Origin of the sequence: Kineosphaera limosa NBRC 100340 (genome assembly GCF_000298215.1) — a bacterium.
GTDB classification, from domain to species: domain Bacteria; phylum Actinomycetota; class Actinomycetes; order Actinomycetales; family Dermatophilaceae; genus Kineosphaera; species Kineosphaera limosa.
Genome location: NZ_BAHD01000018.1, coordinates 48,013 through 71,001, shown reverse-complemented (window position 1 = coordinate 71,001; position 22,989 = coordinate 48,013). Strand labels below are relative to the sequence as shown.

General features: G+C 67.7%; 20 protein-coding genes, 1 tRNA gene and 2 pseudogenes. 13 read left to right on the top strand and 10 right to left on the bottom strand.

Annotated elements, in window-relative coordinates:
- Positions 1-433 precede the first annotated feature (433 nt).
- From KILIM_RS23160 to KILIM_RS06520, 3 genes are all read left to right on the top strand, one after another.
- Entirely contained in the window at positions 434-1,447 is a 1,014-nt protein-coding gene (locus KILIM_RS23160) for an exonuclease domain-containing protein (RefSeq protein ID WP_006591855.1), read from the top strand.
- A 282-nt stretch (positions 1,448-1,729) separates the two neighbouring features.
- The gene (locus KILIM_RS06525; RefSeq protein ID WP_157551518.1) at positions 1,730-2,155 is read left to right on the top strand and encodes a hypothetical protein; all 426 of its coding nucleotides are present in this window, start codon (positions 1,730-1,732) and stop codon (positions 2,153-2,155) included.
- A gap of 71 nt (positions 2,156-2,226) precedes the next feature.
- Complete coding sequence (locus KILIM_RS06520) at positions 2,227-2,880, top strand: NAD(P)H-binding protein (protein ID WP_006591852.1); 654 nt, start codon at positions 2,227-2,229, stop codon at positions 2,878-2,880.
- A 102-nt stretch (positions 2,881-2,982) separates the two neighbouring features.
- Here KILIM_RS06520 and KILIM_RS25425 read toward each other — a convergent pair.
- Positions 2,983-3,324, bottom strand: a pseudogene (locus KILIM_RS25425) (cytochrome P450); the annotation flags it as partial.
- On the bottom strand, positions 3,239-3,781 hold the full coding sequence (locus tag KILIM_RS06515) for a hypothetical protein (protein ID WP_006591851.1): 543 nt from the start codon (positions 3,779-3,781) through the stop codon (positions 3,239-3,241). The pseudogene KILIM_RS25425 and the gene KILIM_RS06515, both read right to left, overlap by 86 nt.
- On the opposite strand from KILIM_RS06515, the gene KILIM_RS23150 reads away from it, so the two are divergent.
- The 3 genes from KILIM_RS23150 to KILIM_RS06500 are packed head-to-tail and all read left to right on the top strand — an operon-like array spanning position 3,750 to position 6,197.
- Positions 3,750-4,580, top strand: coding sequence for a xylulokinase (locus tag KILIM_RS23150; protein WP_006591850.1), 831 nt, complete (start codon positions 3,750-3,752; stop codon positions 4,578-4,580). The two genes, KILIM_RS06515 and KILIM_RS23150, sit on opposite strands and share 32 nt — an antisense overlap.
- Position 4,581: 1 nt before the next feature.
- A complete protein-coding gene (locus KILIM_RS06505) occupies positions 4,582-5,160 on the top strand; it encodes a class II aldolase/adducin family protein (RefSeq protein ID WP_006591849.1) in 579 nt (192 codons plus the stop codon).
- Positions 5,161-5,168: 8 nt separating this feature from the next.
- Complete coding sequence (locus tag KILIM_RS06500) at positions 5,169-6,197, top strand: 2-hydroxyacid dehydrogenase (protein ID WP_217997065.1); 1,029 nt, start codon at positions 5,169-5,171, stop codon at positions 6,195-6,197.
- 22 nt (positions 6,198-6,219) lie between these two features.
- On the opposite strand, the gene KILIM_RS06495 is transcribed toward KILIM_RS06500, so the two are convergent.
- On the bottom strand, positions 6,220-6,588 hold the full coding sequence (locus KILIM_RS06495; protein WP_006591847.1) for a hypothetical protein: 369 nt from the start codon (positions 6,586-6,588) through the stop codon (positions 6,220-6,222).
- Between the two features lie 156 nt (positions 6,589-6,744).
- Here KILIM_RS06495 and KILIM_RS06490 point away from each other — a divergent pair.
- A tRNA-Ile gene (locus tag KILIM_RS06490) sits at positions 6,745-6,818 on the top strand.
- Here KILIM_RS06490 and KILIM_RS23145 read toward each other — a convergent pair.
- Positions 6,778-8,406 (bottom strand): recombinase family protein, encoded by a 1,629-nt coding sequence (locus KILIM_RS23145; protein WP_246308853.1) that lies wholly within the window; start codon positions 8,404-8,406, stop codon positions 6,778-6,780. The two genes, KILIM_RS06490 and KILIM_RS23145, sit on opposite strands and share 41 nt — an antisense overlap.
- Before the next feature lie 125 nt (positions 8,407-8,531).
- Positions 8,532-8,711 carry a hypothetical protein gene (locus KILIM_RS23905; protein WP_157551516.1) on the bottom strand — a complete coding sequence of 60 codons (180 nt, stop codon included), beginning with the start codon at positions 8,709-8,711 and terminating at the stop codon, positions 8,532-8,534.
- A 175-nt stretch (positions 8,712-8,886) separates the two neighbouring features.
- Here KILIM_RS23905 and mobF point away from each other — a divergent pair.
- The 3 genes and pseudogenes from mobF (at position 8,887) to KILIM_RS06470 (ending at position 15,232) form a co-directional block, all read left to right on the top strand.
- Positions 8,887-12,497, top strand: a pseudogene (gene mobF, locus KILIM_RS06480) (MobF family relaxase).
- Positions 12,498-12,642: 145 nt separating this feature from the next.
- A complete protein-coding gene (locus KILIM_RS06475) occupies positions 12,643-14,484 on the top strand; it encodes an AAA family ATPase (RefSeq protein ID WP_006591843.1) in 1,842 nt (613 codons plus the stop codon).
- 49 nt (positions 14,485-14,533) lie between these two features.
- Entirely contained in the window at positions 14,534-15,232 is a 699-nt protein-coding gene (locus tag KILIM_RS06470; protein ID WP_006591842.1) for an AAA family ATPase, read from the top strand.
- A gap of 48 nt (positions 15,233-15,280) precedes the next feature.
- Here the strand turns inward: KILIM_RS06470 and KILIM_RS06465 are convergent, their stop codons facing one another.
- A complete protein-coding gene (locus KILIM_RS06465) occupies positions 15,281-16,261 on the bottom strand; it encodes a DNA-processing protein DprA (protein WP_006591841.1) in 981 nt (326 codons plus the stop codon).
- Positions 16,262-16,456: 195 nt separating this feature from the next.
- Between KILIM_RS06465 and KILIM_RS06460 the strand changes: the two genes are divergently transcribed.
- Entirely contained in the window at positions 16,457-16,828 is a 372-nt protein-coding gene (locus KILIM_RS06460) for a hypothetical protein (RefSeq protein WP_006591840.1), read from the top strand.
- A gap of 2 nt (positions 16,829-16,830) precedes the next feature.
- On the opposite strand, the gene KILIM_RS06455 is transcribed toward KILIM_RS06460, so the two are convergent.
- Together KILIM_RS06455 and KILIM_RS06450 are read right to left on the bottom strand one after the other, a co-directional pair.
- Positions 16,831-17,178, bottom strand: coding sequence for a helix-turn-helix domain-containing protein (locus tag KILIM_RS06455; RefSeq protein WP_235774804.1), 348 nt, complete (start codon positions 17,176-17,178; stop codon positions 16,831-16,833).
- 230 nt (positions 17,179-17,408) lie between these two features.
- Entirely contained in the window at positions 17,409-19,415 is a 2,007-nt protein-coding gene (locus KILIM_RS06450) for a heavy metal translocating P-type ATPase (protein WP_373280984.1), read from the bottom strand.
- 66 nt (positions 19,416-19,481) lie between these two features.
- Here KILIM_RS06450 and KILIM_RS25420 point away from each other — a divergent pair, with 66 nt between their 5' ends.
- Positions 19,482-19,751: a hypothetical protein gene (locus KILIM_RS25420; RefSeq protein ID WP_373280983.1), complete on the top strand. Its 270-nt coding sequence runs from the start codon at positions 19,482-19,484 to the stop codon at positions 19,749-19,751.
- On the opposite strand, the gene KILIM_RS06440 is transcribed toward KILIM_RS25420, so the two are convergent.
- A complete protein-coding gene (locus KILIM_RS06440) occupies positions 19,709-20,287 on the bottom strand; it encodes a YdhK family protein (protein ID WP_006591837.1) in 579 nt (192 codons plus the stop codon). The genes KILIM_RS25420 and KILIM_RS06440 overlap by 43 nt on opposite strands.
- Before the next feature lie 253 nt (positions 20,288-20,540).
- On the opposite strand from KILIM_RS06440, the gene KILIM_RS23140 reads away from it, so the two are divergent.
- Positions 20,541-21,284 (top strand): PH domain-containing protein, encoded by a 744-nt coding sequence (locus tag KILIM_RS23140; RefSeq protein ID WP_157551514.1) that lies wholly within the window; start codon positions 20,541-20,543, stop codon positions 21,282-21,284.
- A 27-nt stretch (positions 21,285-21,311) separates the two neighbouring features.
- Here KILIM_RS23140 and KILIM_RS06430 read toward each other — a convergent pair whose 3' ends face one another.
- On the bottom strand, positions 21,312-22,904 hold the full coding sequence (locus KILIM_RS06430) for a dolichyl-phosphate-mannose--protein mannosyltransferase (RefSeq protein ID WP_006591835.1): 1,593 nt from the start codon (positions 22,902-22,904) through the stop codon (positions 21,312-21,314).
- Positions 22,905-22,989 lie beyond the last annotated feature (85 nt).

Below are 22,989 nucleotides of genomic sequence, written 5' to 3'. Positions count from 1 at the left end.
GACTTCGCGGTGCTCGCCACCGAAGGGTCTGACCTGCGCGGGCTACCGTTGGCAGCACGACAACTGACGTCTGCAGACCTGGAGCTTCTAGTACGTGAGACGACCGAGCGTAGGATCGCCATCCAGGGCGCAGTCCGGGACTACATCGCACGCACTCGTCGGCGGGCCGCGGTTGTTCCCACGTTTCCAGAACTCATCTCGGTAGCGACACCGTGTCGTGGGACCCCGGTCGAGCGGACCCTTCGTCTTGCCAACAACCTCGCCCAGCTTTGGAGCCAGTGGCTAGCAACCGATGAGGAGCGCCGTCGTCGCACCGTAGACAGCAGGGGCGTAACCCCGTGGATGATGCCGGAGGGGCTCGACTCCCCAGCTCACGCCATCTTTCCGAGGCAGTTCGGCATGCTGATCGAACCTCAGCCGTGGGGGGCCTTCAGTGCTTGACTTCAGTGCGATCGACTTCGAGACGGCCAACAGTTACCGCGGCTCTCCCTGCTCGGTTGGGTTGGTGAAGGTCCGCGATGGAGTTGTGGTCGACTCGCGGTACTGGCTCATGAGGCCACCGGAATCTGCCAGCGGGTTCTCGCCATTCAACGTGTCACTGCACGGCATCACTGAAGAGATGGTGGCCACATCGCCTCACTGGAAGGAAGTTCTTCCCAAGATCCTCGAGTTTGTTGGCGACGACACGATCGTGGCTCACAATTCTGGCTTTGACATTGGGGTGATTCGATATGCCTGCGCCGCCGACAATTTTGAGTGGCCGGAGTTGCGCTTCTTGTGCACGATGGTCTTGGGTAGGCGTGCGTATGCGCTACCCTCCTACCGACTCCCATTCGTGGCCGAAGCTGCTGGATTTGTCGCTAGCAACCACCATCACGCACTTGCGGACGCTGAAGCAGTCGTGGGCATCATCAACGGGATGGCGAGCGCTGCGGGCGTCCGTACGGTTGGTGACCTCGCGACAGCTCATGGTGTTTGTGTGGGACGAATGCAGTCTGGCGTCTATAAGGGATCGGTCTGCACCCTTGGCGGCGGAAGCGGCAGGCTCCTCGCGCCTGAAGCACACCTTGACGCCGACCCGGATGGCTATCTGTACGGACGCGTGGTTGTCTTCACGGGGGCGCTGATGTCCATGACGCGTCAGATCGCGTGGGATGCAGTAGCCAAGGCGGGCGGAAGCCCTGAGGCCAACACGACCAAACGCACTAACGTTCTGGTGCTGGGCGATTTCAATCCCGCCAATCTGCGGCCCGGAGCCACTTACTCGGGAAAGACGCGACGCGCTTTCGACCTGCAGGCCAAAGGTCAGGACATCGAACTCATGACCGAGGCGGATTTTCTTCGAGTGCTCGAGGGTGATGACTTGATCCCAGTTCGTGTTGAAACTCGTGGGTCCAAGGCTCCCCTGTCAGCGCCGACTGCTGAGTCGAGCCGGTGTCGCTCGTGATGGAGTGGGGCGGTGGTGTGGGGTGCCGGACTGGAGGGGGTTCGTGCGAGCACGCGTTGACGCAATTCTTCGTTTATCCGAAGCTTTGTGTATGAAGCTGCGGGTCAGGGACGTCGCTGACATGGCTGGCCGCACCGAGCGGGCGGTGCAGTTGGCCGTGCAGTCCGGGGCGCTGCCCGTGCTGCGCCAGGTGGGGCGCTCCTTCGTGATCGACGACGTCGCCGCACTGGCCTGGGTGCGGTCGAACGCCGCTGGCCGGGCTTTCTCCCCGCGCGTGCGGCGTTGGCCCTGCTCGACCGCGACGAGCCGAGCGAGCTGTCGGCGTCCGAGTTGAGTCGCCTGCGGCGTCGGATGCGGGCGTCGTCGGTGGCTCAGCTCGCCCACGCCGTGGGTGGCGTCGGCGGAGCGTGGGGACGGTATCGACGCACGGGGCGAGGCGCCCTGGTCGGCGTCACTGAGGTCGACCTGATCGACGAGGGTATCGTCGGGCAGGCGAGCCGGCGGCTGTTCCAGGTCGGAGTCCTGGCTGACTTTGAATTGCGCAACCCAGTGGTTCTGGACGCCGGCGGCGACCTGTGCGTCGTCGAGCGCCCGGACCAACTCACCACGGCACGCGCGTTGCTCGACACGTATCTGGTGCGTGACGCGCGGGCCTCACGCGTCGCCGCCGAGGTCATCGTGGAGCGGTTGGTCCGTGATGGCCGCTGACGGCGGTAGCTCGGACCCCGCCGCGTCCGAGCTACGGTGGGTCCAACCCCACGCGACCGAAAGGCATCCCCATGGCACGCATCGCCCTCATCGGCGGTCACGGCAAGGTGGCGCTGTTGGCGTCCGAGCTGCTCACGCAGGCCGGGCACAGCGTTGACGCGATCATCCGCAACCCCGACCACGCCGGCGACGTGGCCGCGACCGGCGCCACGCCGGTCGTCGCCGACGTCGAGAGCCTCGACGTCGCCGCGCTCACCGACCTGCTCGCGGGTCACGACGTGGTGGTCTGGTCGGCCGGAGCCGGCGGAGGCAACCCGGCGCGCACCCGCGCCGTCGACCGGGACGCCGCCATCCGTTCCATGGAAGCCTCTGCCGCAGCCGGCGTCCCGCGCTACGTGATGGTGTCGTACTTCGGCGCCGGACCCGACCACGGCGTCCCGGCCGACAACCCGTTCTTCGCGTACGCCGAGGCCAAGACGGCCGCCGACGCCCACCTCGAGGCCAGCCCGCTGGCCTGGACCATCCTGCGCCCGAGCAGCCTCACCCTCGATGCGCCCACAGGGCGCATCGATGCGGACGCCGCCGCGTCCGGGCATGTGTCGAGGGCGAACGTCGCCGCAGTTCTGGCGGCGGTGATCGACGCCGACCAGGACGCCGTGGCCCGCCGCATCATCGCGTTCAACGACGGCTCCACCCCGATCGCCGACGTGGTGAGCGGCGCCTGAGGCGTCCGACCTTCGCGCAGCCGAGGCGGTCAGGTCACCACCACCGGCACATGCGTCCACCCGCCGACCGGAGCGACTTCGCGCTGGTGCGTCCGGGTCGCCGAAGACTCCCTCGTCGCGGTTGGCGGACGTCCAGTGCAGCTTGACGATCTCCCCCTCGGGGATCGACGCCCCGCCGACCCGCACGGGGCAGGTCGTCCGGCGTCGATTCGAGACGAACGGGTCGTCGATGCGCAGCATCTCGTCGAGGGCGGCGTCCAGTTCGGCAGCACTGACGCCGGCGCCAGCCTGTCCGTGGACAGTGCGGTGGCCAGCGCGGTGAGTCGGCGGATGGGCTTGACGCCCTTCTTCGGGATCGTCACCGAGGGGAGGGCGGCGAAGGTCTCCCAGACCTCCTGGGGCACCTTCGGGTTGGGAGCAGGTCCACCGGGTCGAACAGGACACGGCGTCCCTCACCGCCTCCGGTGTCGTTGTCCTCCTCGTCCTTGGAGGTCGCGTCCTTCATCAGCATTTCGGCCACTCCCGTGGCGGTCTTGCGGTCGAAGAACGGCAGCAGGCAGTCCACCCAGTTCAGCAACTCGCTGCCCGGGATACGCCGGGCCAAGGGGGTGCGGATCATGCGTCCAAGCAACTGGGTGCTGTGGGTGCGGTCCTTGGCTGGGCGCATGGAGACGAGAACTTCAGCCCTCGGGCAGTCCCAGCCAGTGGAGATCGCAGACTTGGCCAGCAGCACGCGCACGTGCGTGGCGTCCTGCACCCGCTGCGGCTCGACGTAGGGCACTCCCTGCTGACCGACCAGCAGGTCCTGGTGCTCACCGAAGACGTTCGCCACAGCATCAGGGCCGAGTTCGGGCCAGGCGTCGTAGATCGTGTCCAGCGTCCGCACCAGCGTGGCCCGCACGATCCTCTACTGCAAGGATTGGCTACGTTTCAACCTCACGGGCGAGCGCCTCACCGACTACACCGAGGCGTCGCGACACTTCCTCGACGTGGCGTCCGGCACCATCTCGGACGCCCTCGCCGAGCGTCTCGGCATGGCGGACGCCACGGCGCTGGTGCCGCCGATCAACCCGGCGGACGCGCTCGGCGGCAGGGTCGACTGGATCCGCAGCACGCTCGGTCTGGCCGACACCCCCTGGTCGGAGATCGAGGTCGAGGCCGAGCAGGCAGGGCCGGGCAGCGGCGGCGTCCTGTACCTGCCCTACGGCTCGCCGGGAGGCGAGCGCGCCCCCTTCCAGGACACCAACGCGTCGGCGTCCTGGCTCGGCATGAGCGTGTCGACGACGCGGCAGCAGATTCTGCGTGCGGTCTACGAAGGCGTCGCCTTCTCGCTGATCGAGTGTGTCGACGTGCTCGGGGTCGAGGGGGATCTCGTCGTGTCCGGCGGCGGCTTCCGCTCCGATCTGGTGTGCCGGATTCTCGCCGATGCGACCGGACGCCGCGTCTTGCGGCAGGACGCCCCCGAGGCCGGTGCGCGCGGTGCGGCCGTGTGCGTGCTCGTGTCCGCCGGCGAGATGCCCGACCTGAAGACGGCGGCCGAGGCGCTGGCCACCGGCGTGTCGCCGTTCGACCCGAACCCCGACAACGAGGCGTTGTACGCCCAGGCGCACAGCGTGTACGTGGCCGCCCGCGACGCGCTGCGCCCGGCGTGGCCCCTGATGCGGGAGCTGCGCGCGGCCACCGCAGAGAAGGAGAACTGACGTGGAGACACTCACCGACGAGCAGACGGCGGGCCAGCTCGACGAGCTCATCGCCGTCGGCGGCCAGTCCGTGCGGCAGGGACTCGCCCAGGGGAGCGGGGGCACGGTGCGCGTTCTCGGCCAGGACGTCACCCGCCTCAGCGCAACCTATCGATCCGGGCCGACCCCGTCGAGCGAGTGGAAACTGCACTCGGCGATCTACGCCAGGCGGCCCGACGCCCGGGCGGTGATCCACCTGCACCCGCAGTACTCGTTGCTGCTGACGGCGCTGGGACACAGGATCCGGTTCATCACGCAGGACCACGCCTACTACGTGGGCTCCTACGGCCAGACCAAGTACTACACGAACGGCTCCGACGAACTGGCCGAGACGGCGGCGGCCGAGGTCGCCGACGGACGCCACAACGTGGTCGTGCTCGGGCACCACGGCATCGCCGCGCTCGGCGAGACCGTCGAGTCGGCGTTCAGGCGGGCGCTGAACTTCGAGGAGGCGGCCATCATGACCTACCGGGCGCTTCTGCTCGGCGACCGCGACTCTGTCTTTCCGCCCGAAGAGCTCGCCAAACTACACCACCACTAGGAGAGATGATGGTGAAGGTACTCCTGTCGGGCGACGGATTCGTCACGGTCGACGTGCGGGCCCGTGCGTTGGCCCGCCACCTGCCCGAGGCCGAGACGGTGAGCCTGGCCAACGAGTGGCCGCTCGAGCCGGTGGGCGACGTCGGCGGCGTCCGCGAGGCGCAGGGCGACGAGGAACGCCTCATCGAGGCGCTGCGCGGCTGCGATGTGTGCTTCACGCACACCCAACCGGTCACGGAGAAGGTGCTGGCGGCGTCCCCGGACCTGACAATGGTCACCGTCTGCCGGGGCGGGCCGGTGAATGCGGACGCCGACGCGGCGACCGAGCACGGCGTCCTGCTCACGTTCACCCCCGGTCGCAACGCGACCGCGACGGCCGAGCACTCGGTCGCGATGATCATGGCCGCCGTCAGGCAGATCCCGCAGCGGCACGCCGAGCTGGTGACCGGCGAATGGCGCGGCGACTACTACCTCTACGACCAAGTAGGTCCCGAGATCGCCGGGTCGACGGTCGGGCTGGTGGGTTATGGGGCGATCGGTTCGCGGGTGGCGGCGATCATGATGGCGCTCGGAGCCAGGGTGGTGGTGTACGACCCCTATCTGAGCGTCGACCTGCCGAGTGGCGTCGAGCGGGTGGAGGATCTGGACGCGTTGCTCGCCCAGTCGTCGATCGTCACGATCCATGCCCGGGAGACGGCCGAGAACCGCGGACTGATCGGGGCCCGCGAGCTGGCCCTGATGCCGGCGGGTTCGATTCTGGTGAACTGCGCCCGCGGTGGGCTGCTCGACTACGACGCGCTGTGTGACGTGCTCGATTCGGGGCACCTGTTCGCGGCCGCCTGCGACGTGCTGCCGTTCGAGCCGCTACCGCCGGATCACAGGATCCTGAGGACGCCGCGGCTGACGGTCACCCCGCATCTGGCAGGGGCGTCCAGGCAGGCTGCGGAACTGGCGGCCGACATCGGCGCCGCCGACATCGCGGCGTTCGTGCGTGGTGAGCGGCCGCGATACGTGGCCAACCCGACGGTGCTGGGCTGACGCCGGGGCGGCCCCGCGGGCGTCAGACGAGCTGAAGGACGACGGTCGTGCCGTCGGCGTCCTGCTCGAGGTCGAAGCGACCGCCGTGCAGGCTGAAACCGTGCGAGGTGACGGTCAGGTCGGGGGCGTAGCCCCACCAGGTGTGGCCGGCGCGGGTCCACATGGCGTACATCGTCATGGCCTCGGACAAGGTGAGACCGGTGCTGTCGGCGAACAGGGTGACGCGGCCACCGGCGAGCGCGACGTCGACGTCGGAGCCGCGCGAGCTCAGCGTGTCGAGGATGCGGAGGACGGGCTTGCGCAGTTCCACGGGGCAGGCCCACAGCAACTCTGCGGGGGCGTCGGCCGCGGTCTGCAGCAGTGAATCGGTGATGTCGATCTGCAGTGTCATGATCTCTCCCCAGGGCGGGCACTGCGTTCGCAGGTCCGGCTTGCTGTTCACCGTAGCCCCGGACGGGTTCGCCGAGGCACTCCCCACGCGGGCGACACGTGTCGTGGTGGCGCCCCCGACGCCACCGTCGCGTCCAGTCGGTAACATGAGTCGGCCGGGGCGGTAGCTCAGCCGGTCAGAGCAGGGGACTCATAATCCCTCGGTCGCGGGTTCGAGCCCCGCCCGCCCCACCCAAAGTGTCTTACGGGAACACGCGACATCGCTGTTCCCGGTCGCTGAGCCTGTCGAGGCGTCCCGTTTGGCTTCCTTGCCTCCGGTCGCCTCTCGAACGATGGTCGCGAACGGTTCCGCGAGGCGCGAGTGTAGCTGCTCGTCCTCGGTGATCTCCAACCGCGTGTAGAACGCTTGGTTCGCCAGCCTCCTGCTCCCGTCGTCCGAGTGAGCGTAGGCACGGCGCGCGTCGGTAAGCAGCCGCAGGCTGTCGTGGAGGAACCCCCGACCGCCGACGCGCAGTTCGTCGTGCTCGCGCAGGCGGTGCTCGATGTCGGCGAGTCCGGCTCGGACGCGGTCTTGGTGCCGCTTGAGAGTCGGAAGGTCGATGGCGTCGGCGAAGTGCGCCGCCAGGAGCTTGTCGCTCTCGGCTTCCAGGCGTGCACGGTTCGCCGTGAGGTCGGCGAACTCCTGATCGCGGCCAGCAGATCGCTTGTCGAACGCGGCGTCGACTTCGGCGGCGAGGTGCCGGTAGTCGTCTTCGCTGATCGTGATGCTCGCGTAGGAGTCTTCGACCAAGCGCTCCGCAACCTGGACGGGCACCGCTCGGCGGGTGCAGGTTGTCCGTTTTGATGCTCTACCGGAGCAGACGAAGTAGGCGTAGGTCGTGCCTCTCGGATTGGTGGCGAAGTCCAGCAGCATCCGCGACCCGCAATTGCCGCAGTGCAGCAGGCCTTTCAGGTGGTGAGCGTGCTGGACGTGCCTGGTTGCGTGCGCGTTGCGAGCCTTCAACAGCGACTGCACCTGATCGAACAACGCTGGCTTCACAATGGGCTCGTGCGCGCCGGGATGCAGCGCGCCCTTGTAGCGGATAACTCCGGCGTAGTACGGGTTCGTCAACACACGGTAGAGCGCATTCTTCCCCAGCGGCCTGGATGGACGCTTCGGCGACGGCACCGACACCAGGCCACGCGCGGTGAGATCCCGCAGCAGCGCCGTCACAGAGGTCTCGCCGGCGGCGTAACGCTCGAACGCCCACGCGATCAGCGGTGCACGTTCGGGATCAACCTCGACGGTGCGTATCTCGCGGCCTTGGTCGTCGGTCTGGCGCACGTTGAGGTAGCCGATGGGAGCGCGTCCTGGGGTACCGCCTTGCGCGACCTTCTGCGTCAGCCCCTTGGTGACTTCGGTGGCAAGGTTGCGGGAGTAGAACTCCGCGATGCTCGACATGATTCCGTGAACGAGCATCCCCGAAGGCGTCTGATCGATCGACTCTGTAGCCGACACGAGCGTGACCCCGGCGCTGATGAGCGCTTCGTGAATCTTCACATCATCGGCGCGGTTACGGGCGAGCCGGTCGAGCTTGTGCACGATGCAGAACTGCACCCGCGACGCGGCGATGAACGCCAGCATGTCCTGCAGTCCGTCACGATCCGCTGAGCGCGCTGATTCTCCGGCGTCGATGAACTCGCGCACGACCCGCGCGCCCAGCTCGTCGGCTTTCCTCGCGTTGGCCTCGCGCTGGGCGGGGATCGAGAAGCCTTCGTCGGTGCCGCCGCGCTCGGCCTGCTCCCGCGTCGAGACGCGGAGGTAGGACACAGCCAGCATCACGGGGGTCTCGGCGGCCCGCTCGGACGTCGTGGTGTCGAGTGTCGCGGTGCTCATCGTGGGCCTCCTTGCCGGGGTGCTTCTTGGTGTCGATCCTCTCGCGCACCCCTGACAAAGCGAAGAACTCAGTGGCGCGCAGACGCCAGGTCCTCGGGCGGTGGAAGCCCGTAGGGGTCGGGTTCGCCGTTCACCCAGGCGCGGTGACGGGCCTCGGCGATGCCCAGCACCCACTCGATCAGCTTGCCGAGGTCAGGCGCCTCGCGCCGCGTCACCCGCAGCCTCAGATTCCTCTCGTCGCCTCGCATGCCAGACAGGTGCACGGGCCTCCACACGATGCACACTTTCGCCCGTCCGCCCGTCCGCCCGTCTCCGCTTTGAGGTCACACGCGTCTTGCAGGTCGAGGTAGAAGAGCCGGGCACTACCGGCTCAGAAGTCACCGGGTGCGGGTGCTCACCTGCTCGCCAGGAACGGAGGTGAGCATGACGGTTTCGATGCGCGTGATGTCGGCAGGTGATGGCTACAAGTACCTGCTCAAGACGGTCGCGGCAGCCGACGGCAACAGGCCGCTCTCGACGCAGCTCACTCGTTACCACATGGAAGAAGGCACACCGCCCGGCCGCTGGCTCGGCGCAGGCGTAGCGGCCCTCGGCAAGGGCGAGATTCAGGTGGGCGACCGAGTATCAGAAGACCAACTCCAGCTCCTGATGGGCACGGGCTGTGATCCGATCACCGGCGACAAGCTCGGCCTGGGCTTCCCTGCGTACAAGAGCCAGGACGAGCGGATCGAGGCACGGATCGCCGCTCTTGACCAGACGCTCACACCTGGGGCCAAGGGCGAGGCCATCGCGCAGATCGTTGCCGAGGAGACAGCTCACAGCACACGGCGTGCGGTCGCAGGCTTCGACTTCACCTTCTCCATCCCGAAGTCCGCATCGGTGCTGTGGGCAGTCGCCGACGCCGGGGTCCAAGCACTCATCGGGGAGGCGCACCATCGAGCGGTTGCGGAGGTGGTTGCGTTCATGGAACGTGAAGTTGCAGCCACCCGCGCGGGCGCAACCGCCGGAGACGGCGCGGTTGCGCAAGTCGATGTCACCGGGCTCATCGCCACCGCCTTCGATCACTTCGACTCCCGCGCCGGCGACCCCCACATCCACACGCACGTGGTCATCAGCAACAAGGCCAAGACCGTCCTCGATGGGAAATGGCGCTCGCTTGACGGCAGACCGATGCACGCCGCCGTCGTTGCCCTCTCCGAACTACACGAAGCCGTGTTCGCCGACCATATGACGCGCTCCTTCGGCGTCTCGTGGGAGGAGCGCGAGATGGGGCGGGACCGGAATCCGGCGTGGGCGATCACCGGGGTTCCGGAAGAGCTGGTCTCGGAGTTCTCGTCCCGTGCCCGTCACATCGACGTCGAGAAGAACCGGCTCATCGCCGAGTACGTTGCCCATCACAGACACCAACCATCGAACGCGACGATCCTCAAGCTGCGAGCCCAGGCCACGCTGGCCACGAGGCCTGAGAAGCAGGTCCGATCCTTGGCTGACCTGACCGCCGAGTGGCGGGATCGCGCATCCAAGACTCTCGGTCGGGACGCGACGACGTGGGCACGCGAGATGACCGACTACGACAAACCGCTCCTGCTACGCGCCGACGACGTGCCACTCGACGTGATCGGCGAGCTCGGGCGCTCGGTCGTCGAGGTGGTCGGTGAGAAGCGCTCGACCTGGCGGCGATGGAATCTCATGGCCGAGGCATCCCGGCAGACGATGGGCTGGCGGTTCGCCACCACGCAGGACCGGGAAGCCATCGTCGCGATGGTCGCCGACGCCGCCGAACTCGTCTCGCTTCGGCTGACGCCGCCCGAACTCGCCGCGTCCCCGGTTGTGTTCCGTCGGCCCGACGGCACCTCGGTGTTCCGGCCGAAGAGCTCGACCGTGTTCACCTCCGAGTCCCAGCTCGCGGCGGAGGACAGACTCCTGGAACGAGCAGCGAACCTGGCCGGTCCGACGGTGCAGCTCGCGACGGTCGAGAAGATCACGCGCAGACCCGACGCGGACGGTCGGATGCTCGGCGACGACCAAGCCGATGCCTTGACCCGCATCGCGGTGTCGGGACGGATGCTCGACGTGCTGGTCGGTCCTGCCGGGGCAGGCAAGACCACCGCCATGAACGCACTCCGCCGCGCCTGGGAAGCCGAGCACGGCGCCGGTTCCGTCGTCGGGCTCGCGCCGTCAGCGGTCGCCGCACAGGTCCTCGCCGATGATCTCGGGATCGCGACTGAGAACACGGCGAAGTGGTGGCAGAACCACATCCTCCACGGCGACACGTTCGAGGCGGGTCAGCTCGTCATCATCGACGAAGCCTCCCTCGCCGGCACCCTGTCGCTGGACCGCATCACACACCTCGCCCAAGACGCGGGCGCGAAGGTGCTGCTGGTCGGCGACTACGCCCAGCTCCAGTCCGTGGACGCCGGCGGTGCATTCGCGATGATCGCCAGAGACCGCGCCGACACCCCCGAACTGGTCGACGTTCACCGCTTCACCCACGCCTGGGAGAAGACCGCCTCACTCGAGCTACGCCACGGACACACCCGGGCCATCGAGACCTACCTCGCCCACCAGCGCATCACCGACGGCGACGCCGAGGCCATGACCGACACGGCCTACAACGCCTGGCGCGCCGACCGCGACGCCGGACTCACCTCGGTGCTGATCGCCGAAACCCACGAAGACGTGACCGCGCTGAACCGTCGCGCCCGCGCCGACCTGATCCTCAACAAGACATTGATCCCCGACCGCGAAGTCGAACTGCGCGACGGCACCGCCGCAGGCGTCGGCGACACCATCATCACCCGACGCAACAACCGGAACCTCCGCACCATGGCAGGGCGGGACTGGGTACGCAACGGCGACATATGGACCATCACCGCCGTCGGCGACGACGGGACAATCACCATCGCACGCGACTACGGCACCAGCACCACCATTCGCGACGACGGAACCATCAGGGCTCGCAGGCGAGGGCGCAGGTTCGGCGGCAGCATCGTCCTCCCAGCCTCGTACGTGGCCGAGCATGTCGATCTCGGCTACGCGGTCACCGCCTACCGCGCGCAAGGCATCACGACCGACACTGCGCACGTCCTGGTCGAACCGACTTCGACCCGAGAGACCTTCTACGTCGCGATGAGCCGAGGACAGCACGCGAACCATGCCTACGTGACGCTCGACCGCGCCGACGACCATGCCCAGCCGCACCCTGGTGACGACCCACACGCCACCGCGCGAAGCGTGCTCTACGGCGTTCTGCAGCACAGCGCCGCCGAACTCTCCGCGCACGAGACCATCGTGGCTGAGCAGGACCAGTGGGGCTCTATCGCTCAGCTCACCGCCGAGTATGAGACGATCGCCGCCGCCGCTCAGCACGACCGCTGGGCCACCCTCGTCCGTGGCTCCGGGCTCACCGACGAGCAGGCCGAGAGCGCCATAGAGTCCGAGGCGTTCGGCCCGCTCACGGCTGAACTCCGCCGGGCTGAAGCGAACCATCACGATGTCGATGCGTTGCTGCCGCGCCTCGTCACTGCGCGTGGATTCGGCGACGCGGACGACATCGCCGCCGTCCTCCACTACCGAGTCGAGCGGGCGACCGCCCGCCCGGCTGGCTCGGGCCGGACTCGCAAGCCACCGCGGCTCATCGCCGGCCTCATCCCACAGGCGCACGGGGCCATCGGCGCCGAAATGCGAGCAGCCCTCGACGAGCGAGAAGCACTGATCGAGGCACGCGCCGACGCCGTTCTCGAAGCCGCGCTCACGGAGAGCACGCCGTGGACGAACCTCTTGGAGCAGCGCCCACCGACCGGCGACGAGCCGCGACCTGGCGCAAGGCTGCCCGCGTGGTCGCTGCCTACCGAGACCGCTACCGCGTCACCGACGACGCACCCCTCGGCGCCCCACCCGAGTCTGCGGCCCAGAGGATCGACGCTGCGCGGGCGCGTACAGCCCTGGACAGAACGATGAACCTCGCTCGCGTCGAACAAGATCAAGAACACTCCCGACACTCTCGGACCCAGCGAACCGGGCCGTCGCTGTGAGCCAGAACGAGCTTCGGAGCGCCGCGGCCGCTGTGTCGTCCGGCCCGACCCCCGACTCCTCAGGCATGATGGACAGCACCATGACAGTTCGAGCTGGATCGGCGACACGTATCTCCTGACACCGTTCGCCAGGACGGAGGCAGACGTGGCCGCTGAAGAGGTCTCGGTCAACTTGGGAGACGCGACGCCCCGACGCTTGCTCGTGGGTTGGGCGAACGGGCAGGACGCATGGGTGCGTCAGATCACTGCCGAAACGATCCTCTCTCGCCAGGCGCCGAGCGATGCCCTGCTGGACGCCGCCTACACCACCTTCCTTGCGGAGAAGGGGCTTGGCGATGGTGAGGCCCCGGAAGTTCCGAAGCTTGAACTCGTCGCCACGGATGCGGCGGAAGAGGAGACTCTTGAACTCGTCAGTCTGGCGAGCATCGAAGGCGTCAATGCGCTCGCCGCTGACCAAGAACTTGGCTTCGACCCGGAACTGACCGTGCTCTTTGGGCAGAACGGATCGGGGAAGACCGGGTATGCACGAATACTGAAGCGCATCTCGGCTGTTCGGACCGCTGAAGACATCCTGCCGAACGCGCACACCGCCTATCTCGACAGCCCGCCGTCGCCCAGCGCCACCATCCAGTACCGACTGTCTGGCATGGACTCCTCGGTGATGTGGAAGGACGAATCCGGCCTTGCGCCATTCTCCCGCATCAGCGTCTTCGACGCGAGCGCAGTCTCGTTGCACGTTGACAGCGATCTGGGTTACGTCTACACACCGGCCGAACTCGCACTGTTTGGTCACGTCGCTGCCGGGCTGCAAGGCATTCAGCAGCGGATCGCAACCGAGGTCAAGGCCTTGGCGCCGGGGAGCAACCCGCTGTTGTCGAGGTTCACGCGAGGTACGAAGGTGTATCCCGTGATCGAGACCCTGGGTGCCACCACAGACCTCGCGGAGCTTGACGCACTGGCAACGCTGCCTGACGGTGCCGAGGCCGACCGCGAGCGGCTCGAAGGTGAGATCGCGGCGCTCCGTTCCAACTCGCTCGACGCGATTCTCTCCAGCACACAGGAGACGGTACGTCACCTCAATCGGCTGCACGGCGTGCTTACAACAGCGATGAACTTCGATGCGGTCGTCTACGAGAAAGCCCGGGTGAAACTCCAGGAAGCGGAAGGTCGAAGGACAGAAGCGCGAGAGCAACTCTTCAGTCAGGATGAGCTGCCAGGCCCCGCAGATGGGGAATGGCAGGAGTTCATCGTTGCGGGAGACTCGTACCGCCAACACCTTGACCGCGAGCACTATCCAACTGCCGGAGACAAGTGTCTCTACTGCATGCAGGAGCTCAGCCCGACGGCCTTGAACCTGCTGACTCGCTATCGCACGTTCCTCGATGAAACGCTTGTCCGTCAGGTCGCGGACGCGAACACCGAGGTGCGCAACTCCAGCCTCAGGTTCGACGAAGCCGAGCTCACCCGCGCGAACGAGTTCGCCACAGAACAGCGGGATGGTGAAGACCCACCGGTATGGGCGAGCCAAGCATGTGACGTGCTCGCGGCGGCCCGAGCCGCAGCTCAGGACACCGCGAATGGGAAGCCCGTGACCGCAGGCACCCTCCGAGAGAGCGCAGAAGCAGTGGCCTCCAAAGTCGGAGCCGAACTGGCGACTGCACGGGCGGCCGTTCAGCAGATGTCGGAGGACAAAGCAAATGCGGCGAGCGCGCTCACCGGAAAGCAGAAGGAGCTTTCAGAACTCACGGCACGCATTGAATTGAACCGGAACATCGCCGCAGCCCGCGAGTACGTCCGACGTGCGCGAAGAGCGCAACAACTTGACAAGCTCTCACGGGTCATTTCAAGCGGCGCGTCGAAGCAACTCACGGTCCAGTCCAAGCTTGCCAGTGAAGACCTCGTGAACAAGAACTTCGAGACGCTGTTCGCCGAGGAGTGCGCTCGTCTTCGAGCGCCTCAGGTCGCACTTCGATTTCAGGGGGCGTAGCGGACAGGCGCAACGCAAGAAGGCGGTCGCCTCCTACAAGCCCTCTGCGGTGCTCTCGGAAGGTGAGCAGAAGGTGTTGGCGCTGGCCGACTTTCTTGCCGAGAGTCGGATGCGAGGGACCAAAGCACCTCTGATCTTCGATGACCCGGTCACAAGTCTCGACTACCGCAGACTTGATGAGGTTGCTGCACGCATCCAGAATCTCGCCGAGACACATCAGGTTGTTGTCTTGACCCACAACATCATGTTCGCGTCAGCGCTGATGGCCGCCAGGCAGAACAAGAAGCTCAGGACGAAAATCTACGAGGTGCGCGACGGTGGAGAGGCCAAGGGAATCCTGGCTCCGGACGTCGAGCCGAGGCTCGATACGCCGGCCGATCTAGCCAAGCGGATCAACGTCAAACTTCAAGAGATGACCAGCGCGGAGCCCGTGGTCCAGGATGCACTCATCAAAGAGACCTACGACCTCATCCGCGCCTGGTGCGAAGCATTCGTTGAGCAGGAACTCCTGCAGAACGTCACACAGCGATATCGCAAGAACATCATGATGACCCGCCTGTCGAAGATCGACAGTTCTCGGCTCGATGCTGCCATCGCAGTCATTGAACCTCTCTTCGATCGTGCTTGCGAACGGATGACCGGACACTCTCACGCCGCCGAGTACATGAGCACCAAGCCGACTGTGAGCGAAGTGCAGGAGGACTGGGAGAAGGCGAAAGCAGCGCGCTCGGCATACATCGCCACCTGAGCGGCAGATCGTAGAAGCGGCTCGCAGGCAGCTACAGGGCGCGGGTGCTCATTGACTTCGTGGCTGTTGACGGCCGCCCTGAATCGCGGGAAGCCGCAGATGCCCGGATCGCGCTTGCGCCGTCACGTCCGCGTGGAGAGAGCAGGTCCGCGGCATCGTCACCAGTGACGCGCCATCTCGCAGGAGTTGGTGCGGCCCGGCGCTCGCTGCGCTGGTCACCGGGCCGGGAACAGCTCCGACAGCGCGGCCAAGCTCGTGCGCACGCCGGGCGTCGGTCATCGATCCAGAGCGAACGCCAGCCTCGACCACGACGGTCGCTGTGGAGAGCGCAGCCATTAGGCGCGCCCGAGCAATGAAGCGATGGCGCGTCGGGACTGCGCCGGGTGGCATCTCACTGACCATGAGGCCCAGGTCGGCCACCCGCTCAAGCAGTTCACGGTGACCCATCGGGTACATGCGGTCTGCGCCGTTCGCCATGACCGCGATCGTGTCGCCGCCGGATGCAAGGGCCGCTCGATGGGCCGCTCCTTCGATGCCGTACGCACCGCCGGCCACGACAAGCCGCTCAGCGTTGGCGAGGTCGGAGGCAAGCTGCCCGGCCACATGGTCGCCGTAGGAGGTCGAGGCCCTCGCGCCGGTGATCGTGACGAAATCGCTGAGCGGTCGCGCGAGGAACGATGTCGTGCCACGAGCCCACAGGACGTATGGCCGTCGGTCGCCAAGATCGTCGAGCGCGGAAGGCCACTCCTTGTCGCCGGGGACTAGCGCGCCGATACCAGCGCGCTCGGCTTCGACGACGTTCTGCTCAAGTGTCCGAGCGTCTGAGCGCTCGAACTGGGAACGCCACACCTGGGCGTCAACGTTACTGAGGCCCGGCACCACGTCGTCACGTTCGGCGAGTCGGAGCAACTCAAGCGCTCCCAGCTCGCCCAGGAGTCGGCCTGTTACCGCGTCGTCTGGTTCGACGATCATCGACAGCACCATCCGTGCTGTGCGCTCGTCCTGGACTACGTCGCTCAGGTTCGTCATCGTCGGGCCCTCTCACTCCTACAGAGAGGTGCGCGCGGCAACTCGGGAGCGAAGGGTTCCGTGAACGCCGACCCCGGCGTACAGTGGATGGTGAGGCAGGTTCTCCTCATATTGCGGGTCCTCCGGGACGGCCTTCGGGCACTCACACACGTTCTGCCTCCTCGACGGTGTAACACGTGTGACGAGAGGCCCGCCATGTTCCGCCTTATCTGGACGCTCAGCGTTCGCACCCGCGACTACCTGCACCGCTACATGCCGAGCAACCGCCTGCTCGCTGGCATCCGCACCCGCCGCGGACTCAAGTGGGGGATACCCGCGATGCTGGTCGCGCTTCCGTACATCCTGATCGCCAGCATCTGCTTTGGCTCGGCAGCCGACGGCGGCCCCGGCTGGCTCCACCTCATCGTGCTGTGGGCATGCTGGAACGCGCTCAAGTTCATCATCATGGGACCCCTGAGCGTCGCTCTGCTCATCCGTGCGCGCCTGCGCGAGGCTACGGTCCGTCGTCACCAGCGCCACGACTCGCGCGTCGAGGCGAGCCTGCGTGAGCCAGCCCTTCGTGTCTAGGCTCAACCGCCCACGGCAGTGGATGCCGTGATGCGAGAACCACAGCGCCCGCCAGGCCGGATCACGATGCCGTGCGACGCGAGCGCTCGCCGGACAGCCTGAGGCCCCGCCCCAACCTTCACGCCGACCTCTACCAGCGTCAACCCGCTGAGGTAGAGGTCGGCTGCTTCGTGGATGCGGGAGGGATCGAACCGTCCACGGCGGATCGTCACCTCCCGCCGGGTGAGGTGGGTGGCGACTGTGCGGCGGTTCACGCCGAACACGGATGCCAGTTCCACGAGCGTTGCGCCCTCGCGGTACTGCGCCACCAGATCGTCGACCTGCTCCGGGCGAAGGAGGGTTTGAGCCATCCCAAGTGATCGCACCACTCGCCCCCTGGAGTCGGACACAGTAGGCTCAGAGGAGCGCTGGTCGTGGTTGTAGAAGCCCCGTGACCTGCGCAAAGACAGAGTCTTCAGGTGTGGGCAGGGGTTCTCAAACTCTCTACGGAGGTCCACCAGCTTGTCTGACACATAACGGTCTAAGGACGATGAAGCCGCCCGTTGGGGCGGCTTCAGTCGTTGGTGGGCTTTTCAGAGTGCTACCGGGTGCCTGGGTCTCTCGGCGTGTCGGTGCTGCCCGAACCGGATGACGCGTGCGGGCGCCGCCTGTTGCCGATGAACGCTGCGACGGCGACGGCCGGGCGCAGGTCGAGCCGCCGCAGGAGCTGGGCGTTGAGGGCGACGACGACGGTGGAGGCGGACATGAGGATCGCGCCGACACTCATGGGCAGCACGAAACCGATGGGTGCGAGGATCCCCGCGGCCAGGGGCACCGAGATCAGGTTGTAGCCGGCGGCCCACCACAGGTTCTGCTTCATCTTGCGGTAGCTGGCGCGCGAGAGCTCGATGACCGAAAGCACCGAACGGGGGTCGGAGGAGGCGAGGATCACCCCGGCGGAGGCGATCGCCACGTCGGTGCCGGCGCCGATGGCGATGCCGACGTCCGCCTGGGCGAGCGCGGGGGCGTCGTTGACGCCGTCGCCGACCATCGCGACCTTGCGACCCTCGGACTGGAGCTCGGCGACCTTGGCGGCCTTGTCTTCGGGGCGCACGCCGGCGAACACCCGGTCGATGCGCAGGTCCGCGGCCACGGTGTCGGCGACCGCCTGGGCGTCGCCGGTGATCATGACGACCTGCACTCCGGCGGCGTGCAATGCGTCGACGGCGTCACGAGACTCCGGGCGGATCTCGTCGGCCAGCCGTAGCGCGCCGATCACTCGTCCGTCGGCGATGACGTGCAGGATGATCGCGCCCTGCTCGCGCCACGCCGCGGCGACCGGCAGCTCGCGCTGATCGTGCTGCTCGAGCAGGTAAGGGCCGCCAACCTCGACCGTGGTGCCGTCGATCACCGCCTTGACGCCCACCGCCGGGGAGGAGGAGAAGTCGGTGGCGGCGGGTACCGATAGTTCGCGGTGCCGGGCGGCCCCGACGATGGCCGAAGCCAGCGGATGCTCGCTGTCGGCCTCCGCGGCGGCGGCCAGCGCCAGCACCTCGTCCTCGGTGCGCCCGTCGACGGGCTCGACGCTGGTGACGGTGGGCTCGCCCTTGGTCAGGGTGCCGGTCTTGTCGAACAGGACGGCGTCGACGGTGCGCATGGACTCCAGCGCGAGGCGGTCCTTGACGAGCACCCCCGCTCGCGCCGCGCGCTCGGTGGCGATGGCCACCACCAGCGGGATCGCCAGGCCCAGCGCGTGCGGGCAGGCGATGACCAGGACGGTGATCGCGCGCACCACCGCGTCATCGGGCAGACCGATCAGCGACCAGACGATCGCGGTGATCGCCGCGGCCCCCAGGGCGTACCAGAACAGCCACGCGGCGGCGGTATCGGCGATCCGTTGGGCCCGGGAGGAGGAGGCCTGGGCGTCCGCGACGAGCTTGCGGATGCCGGCCAGGGCGGTGTCGTCCCCGACGGCGGTGACCTCGACGCGCAGGCCGGAGTCGGTGGCCACCGTGCCGGCCACCACCGCGTCGCCCTTGCCCCGGCGGACCGTCTTGGACTCCCCGGTGACCATCGACTCGTCCATGCTGGCGCTGCCGTCGACGATCCTCCCGTCCGCCGGCACCGCCGAGCCTGGTCGCACGATGACCACGTCGCCGACGACCAGGTCGGCGGGGGAGACCTGCACCACCTGGTCGCCGTCGACCTTCTCGGCCTCGTCCGGCAGCAACGCCGCCAGGGAGTCCAGCGCCGAGGTGGTCTGGGCCAGCGAGCGCATCTCGATCCAATGCCCCAGCAGCATGATGACCACCAGCAGCGCCAGCTCCCACCAGAAATTGAGCTCGTGGTCCAGCAGGTGCAGGCTCGCCCCCCAGGAGGCGACGAACGCGACCGTGATCGCCAGGCCGATCAGCAGCATCATGCCCGGTCGACGCGAGCGCACCTCGCTGACCGCCCCGGTCAGGAAGGGCCGGCCGCCCCAGACGTAGACGACCGTGCCGAGGGTCGGCGAGACCCACCACACCCAGTCCGCGTCGGGCAGGCGGTAGCCGACCAGGTGGGCGAACATGTCGTTGAACGCCACTACCGGCACCGCCAACACGAGCATGATCCAGAACAGTCGCCGGAACTGCCCCACGTGATCGCCATGCCCGCCATGCCCACTGTGGCTCTCATGCCCACTGTGCCCGCCATGCCCGCCGTGCCCGCCGTGAGCGCCGTGGTTCTCGTGATCGCTGTGGCCGCCGTGGCCTTTGTGCCGGCCGTGAGCGCCGTGCTCCTGGTGTTCGTGCCCTTCGTCGGCAGGATGGGGGTCGCTGTGGTTCGTGTGCTCGCTCATCGTCATCGCGTCGTCGTCTCTCCTGGCGTGGGCCTGCTGATGTCGCCGCCCGCAGCCGGTCCCTATGAGGTGGGTTGCATCTCGCTCTCGACAACCCACTTGTGATTGGTCATCTTCATGCCGTCGGCCTCGAAGTCGACGACGTAGACGGTCTCGTCGGTCGAGCGGGCGATCCTGGCTGCCGCGCCGTCCATGCCGTCCATGTGGGCGGCGGCCAACCTCACCTCGGTGCCATCGGCCAGGCGTTCGTCGCCCGCGTCGCTGATCTCCTCCTGCACGACCCAGCGATGGTCCTCGATCAGGCCGCCACCGGTAGTAGGAGTGAAGTCGACCGCGTACGTATAGGTGTCGTAGGCCCCGACCACCGTCGCTCGCGCACCGACCATACCGTCGAGATGATCGGCGGTCAGGGTCACCTGGCTGCCCACCGGGAAGCGCGGGCTCGCGGCCGCGGCCATGTCGGCGGGTACCGGACCGCCGTCGGCCGGGTGATCTGCGCCGCCATGTCCACCGTGGCCGCCGTGACCCTGTGCGGCCGTCGAGTTGCTATCGGCTGGGACATCAGCCGAGCAGCCGTTCAGTAGCAGCGCCATGCCGAGCGCGCCCGCGGCAACGATCCCTCGTGCCCGTGCTGTGTTCATGGTGTGCCCCTTTTGGTGTCCTCGGCGCAGGTCGTCCCCGTGACTGTGAATGTGGCGCTGGTCCTCATCATGCCTCTCCTTGCTCGATTACCCCTAGGGGGTATATATACATATAGCTGGTAGGGGTATCAAGCCGCAACCCCTCTGCACGCGGTGCGTGGCTTTGGGGGCGCGGGTGCCGGGCCGGGCTTTCCCTGAGGTGCAACGGCACTGGCGAGCGGATTGGGCCCGTGTGACGCTGGGGAGCATGTCGATGGAGCAGCCGTCCCCGGAGCAGGCCAGCGACGCGACCGGATCCGTTGCGGTGCAGCTGCGCCCGCAGGAGCCGCCGGGCCAGCTGCGTCCGCCGGAGTCGTGGCCCGGAGCCGGAGGGCGCAAGTCCGTCGCTCCCGATGTGCCCTCCTGGCCGGGGGTTAACCGCAGCAGTGAGCCTGGCGGATCGTGGCCGGGCGCGAACCCTCGGAAGCCGCGCGCGAGCGCTCCTGCTGAGCCCGCGCCGCCGCTGCCACTGGACTCCGAGGCGATCGCACGCCTTCGGCAGAATCCTCCCGCGCACCGCGTCTCGCGCAACGCCAAGGGACTGTGGGCGTTGCGTGCCGGGCTGTTCTGGCTGGTGCCGTTCCTGCTCGGCTGCGTGTGGGTCGCCCTCGACCCCGACCACCGGTCCGCCGAACTGATCCTGCTCGGGCTCGTCGCGGTCGCGGCCGCCACACACATCCTGCTCGTGCCCCGGCGCCGCTACGGCATCCACCGTTGGCAGGTCACCGACGACGCCGTCTACACCCAGCACGGTGCGTTCGTGCACAACCGCCGAATCGTCCCGCTGGCCGATGTCACCGAGGTGCGCACCGGGCACGGGCCGCTCGAGGCGATCTTTGGACTCGGCACCATCACGGTGACGACGGCCACCAGCCGGATGCGGATCGCGCACCTATCCCGCGGGCCGCTCGCCGACGTCTCCGCGACCATCGGTGAGCGCGCCGGCCTGGCGTCGTGACACAGCCCTGAGCGGCTGGCGCAGCGGCTAGATCCACGAGCGGAACCACATCCGCCAGCTCCACTGGTCCTGCGGGATGACCTGCGCTGTATACACGGGCCAGAAGAACACGAAGACCGCGACGACGACGAGCGCGTAGGCGGTCACGAGCATCAGTCCCCACTGCCGGCGCCGCCACGAGGCCGATGGTGGACCCATGATCAGAGCGGCCGCGAAGACGACCGCAAGCACCACCCACGGCACGAACGCCACGGAGTAGAACGTGAAGATCGTCCGCTCCTGGTACATGAACCACGGCAGGTAACCGGCCGCCAGCCCCGCGAGGATCGCGCCGGCCCGCCAGTCCCGCCGCAGCGCCCAGCAGAACAGCAACACGGGCAGCGCCAGCGTCGCGGCCCACCAGATCGCCGGATTGCCCAGATCGGTGATGGCCTTCGAGCACTGATCGACGAGGCATCCCTGCTGCCCCTTACTGGGACCCTCGTAATAGAAGGACGTCGGCCGAGCCTGGAGCATCCACGACCACGGGTTGCTCATGTAGTCGTGGTGGCTCGTCAGGCCGATGTGGAAGTTCCACATGTCGACGTGGTACTTCCACAGCGACCGCAGGCCGTCGGGCACCAGGGCCGCGACGCCGTCGACCGGGTGCTCGGCCGCCCACTGCCGCCCCCACCCCGTGTCGGAGCGGAACCAACCGACCCACGAGGCCACGTACGTCAGGAGTGCGACGCCGACCATCGTCAGCGCCGCCTGCGGACCGTCACGCAGAATCGCGGCGGTGCGCCAGCGATGCACCCCGGCGGTGCGGCGAGCGCCCATGTCCCAGAAGACCGTCATGAGCCCGAACACGGCCAGGAAGTACAGGCCCGACCACTTCGTGCCGATGCACAGGCCCAGGCTGACCGCGGCGACGAACCGCCAGGGCCGCAGGCCGAGCCAAGGCCCGTAGCGCATCCGCCGGTCGTCGAAGTGCATGCCGGCGTCGCGCCAGCCGCCCACGACACGGGCAAGCCGCTCGCGGGAGGCGTCGCGGTCGATGAGCAGCGCGCAGAACGCGACCAGCGCGAAGAACATCACCGACATGTCGAGCAGCCCCGTGCGCGAGAGCACGAAGTGCTGACCGTCGAGAGTCAGGAGCAGCCCCGCCAGCACCCCCAGGGCCGTCGAGCCGAACATCCGCCGGGCCGCGCGGGCCAGCATGAGCACCGATAGCGTGCCCAACACTGCCACCCCGATGCGCCACGACCAGGCGTTCTCCACACCGCCGAGGTGCTCGCCGATCGCGATGACCCACTTGCCGACCGGCGGATGCACGACGAAGTCGGCGACCGTGCCGAAGACGGTGGGATTGCCGGATGCCCAGATCTCGTCGACCTTCGGCGTCGCATCCGGGTCCGCCAGCTCCGGCAGCACCTTGTGCTCGACCCCGAACTGCAGCAGCGACCACGCCTGCTTGACGTAATACGTCTCGTCGAAGATCAGGGTGTCGGGCCGGCCGAGGTTCCAGAACCGCAGGAACCCTGCGTACAGGGCCACGAGCAGCGGCCCGATCCAGCCGGCGAGCGTGTCGACCGGGCGAATTCCGAGCAGCCGCAACCGCAACTGATCGGCGTGACTCATGCGCCCCATCGTAGGTGCGGCGCCGGCTCCCTCGATCACGGCCCGCCGCGCCGCGCCGGGCGACGGGTGGCGCTCGGCGGATGGC

Bases quoted from the DNA above. Each gene is read 5' to 3' on its own strand.
- KILIM_RS25420 (WP_373280983.1), top strand. From the start codon at position 19,482: ATGCCCACTGTGCCCGCCATGCCCGCCGTGCCCGCCGTGAGCGCCGTG.
- KILIM_RS06495 (WP_006591847.1), bottom strand. From the start codon at position 6,588: ATGACACTGCAGATCGACATCACCGATTCACTGCTGCAGACCGCGGCC.
- KILIM_RS23140 (WP_157551514.1), top strand. From the start codon at position 20,541: ATGGAGCAGCCGTCCCCGGAGCAGGCCAGCGACGCGACCGGATCCGTT.
- KILIM_RS06430 (WP_006591835.1), bottom strand. From the start codon at position 22,904: ATGAGTCACGCCGATCAGTTGCGGTTGCGGCTGCTCGGAATTCGCCCG.
- KILIM_RS06440 (WP_006591837.1), bottom strand. From the start codon at position 20,287: ATGAACACAGCACGGGCACGAGGGATCGTTGCCGCGGGCGCGCTCGGC.
- KILIM_RS06455 (WP_235774804.1), bottom strand. From the start codon at position 17,178: ATGGCTCAAACCCTCCTTCGCCCGGAGCAGGTCGACGATCTGGTGGCG.
- KILIM_RS23905 (WP_157551516.1), bottom strand. From the start codon at position 8,711: ATGCGAGGCGACGAGAGGAATCTGAGGCTGCGGGTGACGCGGCGCGAG.
- KILIM_RS06500 (WP_217997065.1), top strand. From the start codon at position 5,169: ATGGTGAAGGTACTCCTGTCGGGCGACGGATTCGTCACGGTCGACGTG.
- KILIM_RS06520 (WP_006591852.1), top strand. From the start codon at position 2,227: ATGGCACGCATCGCCCTCATCGGCGGTCACGGCAAGGTGGCGCTGTTG.
- KILIM_RS06460 (WP_006591840.1), top strand. From the start codon at position 16,457: ATGTTCCGCCTTATCTGGACGCTCAGCGTTCGCACCCGCGACTACCTG.
- KILIM_RS23145 (WP_246308853.1), bottom strand. From the start codon at position 8,406: ATGCTGGCTGTGTCCTACCTCCGCGTCTCGACGCGGGAGCAGGCCGAG.
- KILIM_RS06465 (WP_006591841.1), bottom strand. From the start codon at position 16,261: ATGACGAACCTGAGCGACGTAGTCCAGGACGAGCGCACAGCACGGATG.
- KILIM_RS06450 (WP_373280984.1), bottom strand. From the start codon at position 19,415: ATGCTCGTGTTGGCGGTGCCGGTAGTGGCGTTCAACGACATGTTCGCC.